Origin of the sequence: Richelia intracellularis HH01, assembly GCF_000350105.1 — a bacterium.
GTDB lineage: Bacteria > Cyanobacteriota > Cyanobacteriia > Cyanobacteriales > Nostocaceae > Richelia > Richelia intracellularis.
Genome location: NZ_CAIY01000037.1, coordinates 1 through 11,095, shown reverse-complemented (window position 1 = coordinate 11,095; position 11,095 = coordinate 1). Strand labels below are relative to the sequence as shown.

8 protein-coding genes are annotated in these 11,095 nt (G+C 32.4%); 5 read left to right on the top strand and 3 right to left on the bottom strand.

Annotated features, from left to right (window positions below; genetic code table 11):
• The first annotated feature begins 311 nt into the window (after positions 1-311).
• On the top strand, positions 312-1,466 hold the full coding sequence (gene cofH, locus RINTHH_RS04400) for a 7,8-didemethyl-8-hydroxy-5-deazariboflavin synthase subunit CofH (protein ID WP_081606227.1): 1,155 nt from the start codon (positions 312-314) through the stop codon (positions 1,464-1,466).
• A gap of 140 nt (positions 1,467-1,606) precedes the next feature.
• On the top strand, positions 1,607-2,008 hold the full coding sequence (psb27, locus tag RINTHH_RS04395; RefSeq protein ID WP_008230787.1) for a photosystem II protein Psb27: 402 nt from the start codon (positions 1,607-1,609) through the stop codon (positions 2,006-2,008).
• A 430-nt stretch (positions 2,009-2,438) separates the two neighbouring features.
• On the opposite strand, the gene RINTHH_RS04390 is transcribed toward psb27, so the two are convergent.
• A complete protein-coding gene (locus RINTHH_RS04390) occupies positions 2,439-3,176 on the bottom strand; it encodes a DUF1995 family protein (protein ID WP_008233359.1) in 738 nt (245 codons plus the stop codon).
• 44 nt (positions 3,177-3,220) lie between these two features.
• Positions 3,221-4,402: a cysteine desulfurase family protein gene (locus RINTHH_RS04385; RefSeq protein ID WP_008233357.1), complete on the bottom strand. Its 1,182-nt coding sequence runs from the start codon at positions 4,400-4,402 to the stop codon at positions 3,221-3,223.
• Between the two features lie 1,131 nt (positions 4,403-5,533).
• Here RINTHH_RS04385 and RINTHH_RS04380 point away from each other — a divergent pair.
• From RINTHH_RS04380 to RINTHH_RS04370, 3 genes are all read left to right on the top strand, one after another.
• On the top strand, positions 5,534-5,803 hold the full coding sequence (locus tag RINTHH_RS04380; protein WP_008233355.1) for a hypothetical protein: 270 nt from the start codon (positions 5,534-5,536) through the stop codon (positions 5,801-5,803).
• A gap of 24 nt (positions 5,804-5,827) precedes the next feature.
• The gene (locus RINTHH_RS04375) at positions 5,828-6,496 is read left to right on the top strand and encodes an ABC transporter ATP-binding protein (RefSeq protein WP_008233352.1); all 669 of its coding nucleotides are present in this window, start codon (positions 5,828-5,830) and stop codon (positions 6,494-6,496) included.
• Positions 6,497-8,524: 2,028 nt separating this feature from the next.
• The gene (locus tag RINTHH_RS04370) at positions 8,525-8,992 is read left to right on the top strand and encodes a hydrogenase maturation protease (RefSeq protein WP_008233349.1); all 468 of its coding nucleotides are present in this window, start codon (positions 8,525-8,527) and stop codon (positions 8,990-8,992) included.
• 992 nt (positions 8,993-9,984) lie between these two features.
• Here RINTHH_RS04370 and RINTHH_RS04365 read toward each other — a convergent pair.
• Positions 9,985-10,596 (bottom strand): CBS domain-containing protein, encoded by a 612-nt coding sequence (locus RINTHH_RS04365; protein ID WP_008224897.1) that lies wholly within the window; start codon positions 10,594-10,596, stop codon positions 9,985-9,987.
• Positions 10,597-11,095 lie beyond the last annotated feature (499 nt).

Below are 11,095 nucleotides of genomic sequence, written 5' to 3'. Positions count from 1 at the left end.
ATTGATCCAATATATAATATAATCCTAGCAAAATTAAATTGAGAATTAAAAGATAATTCAAGATACTTCCCTTTAAGAAATCTGTAACTAAAATGATTTTTCTATAATCATACTTTTATCTGTATACTTTACCTTTTTTCCAACTTTCATCGAATATTTTGTCTGTTGTATATATTTAGACAAATAATTTTTTATTTTCCAAATATATAAATTCCTAATATCCCTAATTATATATATGGAATTTTTCTAAGGCAATAATAGAATGGTATTAGATATAAAATCTAGAATTTTACATTCAAAATCTCATCCCCGTGAATAATAAAAATTTAGATAAAATTCTTGACCGTGCATTGATGGGTTGTAATTTAACTACATCGGAAGGCCTGTTTTTATTGAAGCAGATTGATCCTGGCGATATTAGTTATATTTGCAAGATTGCTGATATTCTACGCCAAAAACAGGCTGGAGATACTGTGACTTATGTGATTAATCGGAATATTAATTTTACTAATATTTGCGAGCAACACTGTGGTTTTTGTGCATTTCGCCGTGATCCTGGAGAAAGTGGGTTTTATTGGCTGGATTGGATACAAATCATAGAAAAAGCTAGAGATGCTGTTAATCATGGTGCCACAGAAATTTGTATGCAAGGAGGATTAAATCCACAAGCGAAAATCGATGGTAAGTCTCTATCTTATTACGTGAAATTAGTGGATACTATCAAACAAGAGTTTCCACAAGTACACCTTCATGCATTCTCTCCCCAAGAAATCCAATTTATTGCCAGGCAAGATGAGTTAACTTATGCCCAAGTGATAATGACTTTGGCTGCTAATGGTGTTGATTCAATGCCAGGAACTGCTGCCGAAATTTTAGATGATGCAGTGCGTCGTATAATTTGTCCAAAGAAAATAGACAGCGAGACTTGGCTAGAAATTGTCGGTACAGCACATAAATTAGGTTTACCTACAACTAGTACCATGTTGTCAGGACACATAGAAACACCACAACAACAAATTACCCATTTGGAAAAGTTGAGGTCACTACAGCAAAATGTCTTGAATCAGGGCTATATTGCAGGGATTACAGAGTTTATCTTGTTACCATTTGTGGGACAGACAGCACCCAAACCATTGCGAAAAAGGGTGGGGCGAGATCAACCTGTATTAACAAGCACATTATTATTAACAGCTGTGGCAAGAATTTTCCTAGGAAACCTAATTCCCAACCATCAACCTAGTTGGGTAAAATTGGGTTTAGAAGGAGCTATAGAAGCGCTAAAGTGTGGTTGTAACGATATCGGCGGTACATTAATGGAAGAACATATTACTACCATGGCAGGAGCAATGGGTGGTACTTTTATGAAAGTGCCCATGCTACAAACGGCGGTTTCTTCATTAAATAGACCATACCAGCAAAGAGATACTTTATATAAACCTGTATTAGGAACAATTAGAAAATTATAAATTTATATATAGGCAGTAAATGCTAACAATATTTAGTTTGCAAATATTCTAATCTTTTACTTTCTTTTTTTCATTTTCATAATTGATCTTTAGGACACCATACAAGATACCATGTATCTTAATTTAGATATTGTTCATATATGCTTATGAAGCGCAACTGGTTACGTATAATTGCCTTAATTCTAGTAGCTTTTGTTGGTTTGACTGGATTTGGAAATCAGGATGGTTTAACAGGAGATTATCGTCAAGACACTTTAGATGTAATAGGTTGCCTTAAAGAGGCTATAGAAGTATCCAAAGATTCTCCGGACAGAGGAAAATTACAAATACAAACACGCAAAAGAATTCAGGCTTTTGCAGCTCGCTATCAACGCAACAAATCTGTTTCTACCCTTTCTTCTTTTACCATTATGCGGACAGCCTTAAATTCCTTAGCCGGGCATTACAGTTCTTATCCCAATCGCCCTGTACCAGAAAAACTGAGGAAACGTTTGGAACAGCAATTTGCGAGGGTTGAATCTGCACTTCAGCGCAGCTCATGAAAAGTAATTTGTAATTAGGGTAAAATTACGAAAATTTTGAAACACAGTCATTAGAATGGTTAAATACTTGCTAGTATATTGCATCCTCTGAATTCTTATTTACCTACACCACAGGGTTTTATACCCTAAGTTTTCACTGCAAATCACATTGGTATTGATAACTACCCATTGACTTGGGACTATTGTACTAGTGCGGGCAATTTATTCCCTATTTCTTCATCAAAGTTTATCTTGCCCCCACTAAGTTCTGTTCACATAACTTGGGAGGTGAGTATTTCCGAATAACTACCATATTAAAATAAAATGATGTTGAAGTTATTGTTACTTAAATTTTGTATTTTTTTAACTCTAAAATATTTATAAAATCAAAATCCTGGCATTACATTTTAAATTGTTTTTCTTAAACTATTAGAACTAATTTAATTAAATGCTAATTTCGTAAATTACGAACCAACTGTTGTAAACTCCTAAATATATTTGGATAGTTTATAGTCTTAGTTTTATTAAGTGCCTGCGATTCTTTTTTGTCGATGAGAATCATATATATTTCATCATCAGAGGGTTTTTTCAGCAATTCGGCAATCTTCTCATACTCATCACTTTTCTCCTGCCAGACTTCCCACAATCCAGGGTAAGAATACATAATAGCAGCTTTATTGAAGATAGGGCGTAAATAGTAACTAGATTCAATATTACTAAGGAAACGATTGCGTATTTGTCTGGCTGCGTAACCAATACCGACAATTCCAGAGTCTTCCAATTGGGGATTTAACATAACTATGGGGCGATAATCAATAATTGCACAAAGTTTTTCCAGTTGATTTACTTCTATAGAAGTTGGGGAGATAAACAAGAAAATCTCATCATCTGGATGGATTTTGGAATTGAGAGAATAACTCTTACCGGTGCCAACATCTTCAATTTGAAAATTAACATTCTCCCAATCACGGCGTGCAAGACCAGCAGCACCAGCATCGGGGAAAAATACTTTTAATTTTTTACCATAGTTACTAAACAATGGTAAAAACATTTCTGCTAAAGGCATTGACTTTAGTTCTGGGAATAGTAACTCTACTTTTAATCTAGTTTTGCCGTCTGCCAAAGCTGCTTGAGTAGCTATACTAGCCTGGGCCACAGCATTTTCTAAGCTGTTGGGAAGTTCACTCATACTGCATTACTAGGGATATTAAATTTTAAATGTTTCAACATCTATTAAGAAAAATGACAACTAACTAAAGACAATTTCATGAGTTGGAGCCTTTCTAAAATTTGCGTTAAAGTTATTGCTGCCCAATCGACATCTGCTTGTTCTGTAAAATGCCCTAAAGTCAGTCTAATTGCTCCTAAAGCTAGCTTCTCCCCATATCCCATTGCCATCAACACACTACTAGGACTTAGTTTACCACTACTACAAGCAGTACCAGCACTAATTCCAATACCAGCCAAATTCATTTGTATGACAATACTTCTACCACTGAGTATTTTCCCATCGGTGTTTTGAACACAAAAACTCACATGGTGGGGTAAACGCTGAATTAGGTCTCCCGTGGGAATTAAATTAGATATATTAGCTAATTGGGAAAATAAGCGGTTGCGTAGTTCAATTAACCTGGGTGTTTCTGTAGGCATTTCTTGAAGTGCCAGTTCTGCTGCTACACCAAATCCAGCAATTACTGATATTGCCTGGGTTCCAGAACGGAAACCCATTTCCTGATTGCCACCAGCCATTAATGGCACTAATTTCACCCCAGGACGTATGTATAAAGCCCCTGCTCCCTGAGGTCCATATATTTTATGGCTAGATAAGCTTAGCAAATCTACTTGTACTTTTTCCACATCAATTGGTAAACGTCCTATAGCTTGTACTGCATCTGTATGGAATAACACTCCTGAGCTCTTAGTAATTTTTGTCAGCTCTTCAATTGGTTGTACAGTTCCCACCTCACTTTGTCCATAAATTACTGATGCTAATACGGTATTATCTTGCAAAGCAGCTTGTAAATCTAGAGGACTTACCCTACCCCTATTATCTACAGGTAAGCGGGTTACTTGCCATCCCCACTTTTCTAATAAATTTATAGGTTCGGCTACTGCTGAGTGCTCCACACTGGAAATAATTAGATGCTGAGGGTACTTATACTTACGAGCAACACCCATAATTGCTAGGTTGTTAGCCTCTGTTCCTCCGGAGGTAAAGACTATGGATTCAGGAGTCTTAGCATTGATTAACTCTGCAATTTGCATCCTAGCTGTTTCTATTACTGTAGCAGCTCTTTCTCCCCATATATGTAGACTTGAAGGATTCCCCCACTGTTGTGTAAGAATAGTTTGCATCGTAACAATTGCTTCTGGGCGAGTTGGGGTAGTTGCACCGTAGTCCAGGTAAATTTGCATATGAACTTTAATTATTTGCTAATGTTGAAGATAGGCTTGTACATTACCAATTGACTTCAATTATGCCACTGTGAAACGACCATATTATAAATGGTATTCAACACCCAAATCTATTTTTACCATTGAGTGTCACCACCTTTTAAAGATTCAAGCCTAGCGGCCACCACGAAATAACTATAAAACTACTGGTGCAAGATCTTTTAGTGATATTTTAACTTTATCCTATTTTAGAGTAGTCCCGAATTCCTATAATTGTAGAAAAAAAGTAAGTGTATGCTAACTAATTTAATCAAAGGAAACATGGAAATATCAACAAAACTTAAAATATATAGAAAGAAAAATTATATAGGATATACAAGAGAATGAGAATATAGAGAAACTGATAACATTTTACCAGTTAGTAAAATCATTCTGAAATTTTGCATTACACTAATATTATAAATCATTAGACTTGACAGTTTATTATTAAACTAGCTTCATAAAGCTATATTTATTGAAGAAGTTTAACCAAAACTAATTAGAAAATGTAATACTAAAAATCTGTGATTAGAAACGGTTTGCTGTCACCCTAGAATAGGGGTTTTATGCTTGATTAGGTTCAAATGCCCAAGATATATTTAAACCATACCCATATTCAAATAATTTATTATCTTTGTATGCTACGAATATAGTTTCGTCTGGTTAACTGCCTAATGATAGATATACGTAGGGTAATAGTAATAATCTTAACTAACCCAAAAATATAAAGATAATACCTCAACGCCTATCCCAGAATGTCAAATTACCTTCTGGGATAGGCGTTGCATTTAATTACAAGTATTATTACAATTGGTTCTCCAAAAATTTATAAGTATAGACTAATCCTCTAATAAATTTTATAATACCAATGAAGCAAATATTTATTACATAAATATAACTAGATTGAGAACCTAGGTTATTTTAAAATTAAACTATTGGTTTTTCCATTAAGAAATTAACTTAGCTTAATTATTTACTTTTTTAGTGAAGTTACAGAAAAGAGGACTAAAAGAGAAAGGAACAATTTAAGTATTTCTTATTCCCTTCTCATTTAACATTTAGAGTTTGGCGCTAAAATGATACCTAAGGTTAAACTTGGATGAAAAAATAATAATGTTCACTATTGATATTTGTGTAAAGAACACAGCATTCCCTATGTCGATACAACGTAAAAGTGCTGAAGAAGCTGAGGCTGTTTATAAGAGAATTATTGCAGCAATACAATCTGGACAACCAGCAATTATGGAATTAGAATGCGAGGGTAAGGTAGAAAAGAAAATTGCCATTCATACGACAGAAATTTCTGCTATCCAAATCTCTAAAAAAGATGGTGTTGCAACAGGAAGTGGTAGACCACCTGGGTTTTTGACCCTTACGGAGTAACAATAAGCGTTAGAATGCACATACATGGTGGAACTGGGTATTAAAGTAAAAGATTTGAATTTTCGCTGGGCCAATGGAGATTTTGTAATAAAATCGTGCTCATTGGAAATTCCTAAAGGTGAATTATGGATGCTTCTAGGAACTAATGGCAGTGGTAAATCAACATTACTTAGACTGTTAGCTGGTTTGCTGGCCCCAGAGTCTGGCTATATTCAAGTGTTACACCCTGTTGGCTTTGTCTTCCAAAACCCAGACCATCAATTAGTAATGCCAACAGTAGGAGCAGATGTGGCTTTTGGTCTAGTTGAGGAAAAACTACCCATTACTATTGTAAGAGCAAGGGTACAGGAAGCTTTGAAAGAAGTTAATTTACTATCTTTACAAAAACGCCCAATTTATGGTCTGAGTGGAGGACAAAAACAGAGGATAGCTATAGCGGGTGCTCTGGCTCGCCAATGCAAACTATTATTATTAGATGAACCTACAGCCTTACTTGATCCAGATAGTCAAATTCAATTGGTGAAGAGTGTACGTCAATTGGTAGATAAACAAGAAATTACTGCTTTGTGGGTAACTCACCGTTTAGATGAGTTAGATTACTGTGATGGTGCCTTTCTCCTGGAAAAAGGATTACTCGTAGATAGAGGAGAACCAAAGCGTCTTAAAAAACGTTTAATGCGGTTGCGCGAATAAAAAGGGGATTAAAGCTAATATGGTCTTTGCTTAAAGGAATATTAAAAATAATAATACTTCTTAATGTTAAGTAAATATACTTTATGAATACATTGCTTACATTACTTCATCAATATTCAAATTAAATACTTTTATACTAAGTAAGTAGGCAAAATTAATAAGTATGAGTTGGGTTATAATTTGAATTACTTTATTAACAGATTCAAAGGCTATAAGAGTTACAAATTATGTTTGCATAACCATATAATATTCCTTAAACCTTATCTTATCTGAGTGAGTACTTACTGCTTTATTGGGAAAACTACGCTGCAGTAGTTAGCAGTCATGTCGGTCATCTCACCACAGGCTTAATCATCATTATTTGATCTCGTTTTAATCTAAGTTTAATGACTGAAAATATTATAAATTTTTAACTGATTTTCACTCTTACTTCAGTTATACAAATAATATAAATGTACATCTTAATACATAAGATACCATAGGATACATCATTGAACTACCAAGATTAGGAGTAACAGCACCAACTCTAAAAGAGCTAACTCTTTTTTTAGGGTTTTTGCCACCACTAAAAGCCATATGTTAATTCACAATATCTATATTTCCAGCAAAATTAAACTTATGTCTAATTTCAGTCACCTATAGTATCATGAACTTTGAACTAATTATTACCTGATACAAAATCATTTTTATAATTTAATAAACATTAAAGTATTCTTGTAATCTTCCTTTCCTATTCCATCTCAGAAAGAAGATTGCTTATAAATTTCAGGTATGTATTAGATAGTTCGATTCAAACTTACCAATGTAAATTATAAAAATGACATCTACTATTTTTAAAAAGGTGATTGTTTTATCATATCAATCACGACTCAGATATTCTTATAAAATGCGTTTCTATCATAGTTATTAATATTGAAAATGATTATATTACTCACGATACAAATATATATTAACTATTCCCATTTACGAAAAATTTGATAACTGTCATAGTAGGTTAAAAAAATAAAAATTATGATGAAATCATAAAAAGTTAAATATTCATATAAAATAAAGGAAAATTTATATATAGAGGAAAAAGTTTTATTTAGAATTAGATAAATCAATATAAAAATTGTGCATAACTACATATAGAAGAAATTGGATTACTGATATCAGAAATACATATAGTAAGTTTTTACTTTATTAAAGTTTTCTTATTAGTGTGAAATAATTTATCTTAAGCAAGATTAACTTATTAGTACTGAGTTTTGGCAGTATTTTTACCAAATTATTATGATATGTGAATCATTGTCAATAAAACTACTAACTATTTATTAACTCGTAAGATTTACCACAGTAAATCTAGAATTGCAAATAGGGTTATAGGTTTTTACCTGATTATTAACTTATATATTTAAACAGGTACATCCCTATAAAAATAAGGCTTCTATATTTGTATAGAAAGATACTAGATCTGTTAATTACAAATATCTATTAATAAAATTAAATATTAATTTTTAGATATATTTTTATAAAAATTTGACTCTAGTATAGTAGAGCACTACATTTTTTTTATTAAAAAAATATCTTTTCATTAATAATGAAAAGTAGATGTATAGGGAAGAAGTAAGAAATTAAAACTAATCGTTATAATGAGAATCATGCAAAATATCAAGTCAATATCTGAGTTAAGAGCAACTAAATTCACTTGTTAGCACTTGTATATAATATCCTTTTGTAAAGGAAAATTTATACAAAACAAAATACTGTTTCAGTATAGGAATTATTCCTAATACTTTGTTTAGTTTTATGAGCCTTATAACTCCTTTAATTGCACCTGCCAAAAGAAGAGAGGTGCTCCTACTATAATATGTTAGGAAAATAGACTAATAGTCTATAAAAACCCTATCTTCTAAAAAAATAATTACAGGATGGCTATAGATATAGCTTTAACGTGAAAAATATTGAGTAATTGATTAAATCTAATAATTTTAGTCCCAGGGTACAGCTTAACCAGAATTATTTTATTTTATCATCAGCAATTATTTTATGTTTAACATTATTGGTTGTGGTAACCTTAACCGTTGTGATGATGCAGTTGGCATAATAGTTGCCAAAGCACTACAGCAATTCCTTGCAAAACAGCCTCATCCCTATGTATATGTTTATGATTGCGGTACAGCAGGTATGGAGGTAATGTTTCAAGCCAGAGGTAGTAAAAAATTGATAATTATTGATGCTAGCCATATGAATTGTGATGCCGGTGCTATTTTCAGGGTACCAGGAAAAGAATTATCAATACAACCAAACCCCAGTTACAACTTGCATAATTTTCGTTGGGATAATGCTTTAGCTGTTGGTAAAAAAATATTTAAGGATGAGTTTCCTCAAGATATTACCGTTTACCTGATTGAAGCAGCTAATCTTGGTTTTGGATGGGAGCTGACTCCTGCAGTTAAAAATGCAGCTGATTCTGTTATTGTAGAAATAATCAATATTATCAAAAACTATGTTTAGTATATATTCTTATTAGAATTCTATTAATTTATAGTTGTTCTATCCATAACACTCTCTAATATGGATTAGGTTTTTCTGTTATCATCTCAACAAGTATTCTTTGGATATAATCATAGTTTCAATACATAATTCATTACTTACATTTATCCATAAATTACCTAAACGTACTGATATCAGAAAGATTTTCTACCCTGAAATATTTGGTGAGCTGGTCATTATATTCAAGTATTTGGTTGATGTCTTAGCTAGAGTAGTATTAGCATATATGTATAGTAATTATCAGATGCAGAAATTATAAATTTGTTTCAGATGGGTACTGAATATAATATTCGACTTGTTAACGGACTATTAAAATAAGCAGGCCTTAATCGTGTAAGTTGCTAATACCACTAACCCACTTATGTTATGAGTGTCTCATTTCCCCATAAGTAATTGTTAATGACCATTGCATAGAATTAATTATTTATACGCACTACAATTGAATAGTATTCTCTTAGCTTATATATAACTAACCAAGACAACTAAAGAGATTGCCAGGAGGCTACTAGTTATATATACTCCATATCTGGCAAAACTAGCCTACTTTATCAGAAAAATTATTTTAATATAGATCAGGGTAGCCGCTACATGATTAATTTATTTAATATGTTGTTAATATAACTAACATGACACATTGCTGCAAATATAACAACTTCCCACTTTAGAACTGATTTTCACATACCCAATGATGCTTATAATAAGCACAAATAATCAAGAGGATTAACCTATTCATGCATTTATTATCATTAAATATATGCACATAAAATTATATGCACACAAATTGATTACCTTACAGAAGAAAAATATATCCCTGTATAACTACTAACTATTCTTATCTATCTAATTTGGATTTTGGAGTTAATTTCCAATAATTTATGGTGGGTAAAACCCACCATAAATCCATATAATTCTATTTATGTGATGTAATCATCAACATTTACCATCAGCTTCACTTAATGAACAGGAGTAAAGGTATTTAGATTGCCTTGCTCTTCATCATTTTCTAGGTCTCTTAATGCCACAGTTGGCATTGCCGCTCCATAAAACCCCATTTCAGCCTCAATATCATCTACTAAATCCCAAGCTGCTTGTGCATCTTTGGATTGATTTCCATAAGTTGCAGAAATTGTCCGTGCATTAGAAATAGATCTTTGCAATTCTCTTTGTAGGAAAGTAACTTTTGGTGTTTCTATAAATTCACCTTTCATAATTATATCGGTGACAGAAATAATACCTAATAATTCGCCTTGAATTACTGGTGCACGCCAAATGCCAGTTTTAGAGAATAAACGGGCAACATATTCTATCTCCAGATCGGGATTAACAACAATGCAAGGCTTGCTCATTACTTGATAGACCCGTACCTTTTTAGGATCTGTACCACAAGCAACTACCTTACCTGTAATATCAGTTTCTGTAATAATACCGTAAGCATCTCCGGGCATCCGAGGTTCTACAATTAAGCTCCGTAATTCTTTGAATCTCATTAGTCTGACTGCATCTGCAATTGTAGCTGAAGCACGAATAGTAGCTACATTATTAGTCATGACTTCTTTAGCTTTCATTATTTCTGCCCCTTATCCTTTTTGCTTATGACTGCTTCCTCAAAAGTAGAAGAATTAACTATATATTTCTGCAAAAAATAGAAATACATCTATTTAATAAAATCTACTTTCCTTCAGGTACAAGGTTTACGCAGTACCCCAATATTGCTTCAATTTCTTGGAAAATTTAAGATTTTTTTCTTTTATCTTCCAAAAAATTTTTTCCTTATATAGGCTATTTTACAGCTAAACTAACCTACATTTATATACTATCCTGATTATTTTTTGGTAAAAGAGAACATTTATAAAACTTTGCATAATTCAGTGGTTAAATATTAAGGAAAACCTAAATAAATCTATTTATGTGTATATATAAGTTAAATAGTAATTGGGGTGATTATAAAATTAAATAAAATTAGCATTAAGAAATCAGAAGTATCATCTATTTTTAGAGAATGATGCTCTCTTTTCAGAGGAGTTATATACATTCGAAACCAACAAAAAATAGTATACATCTAGT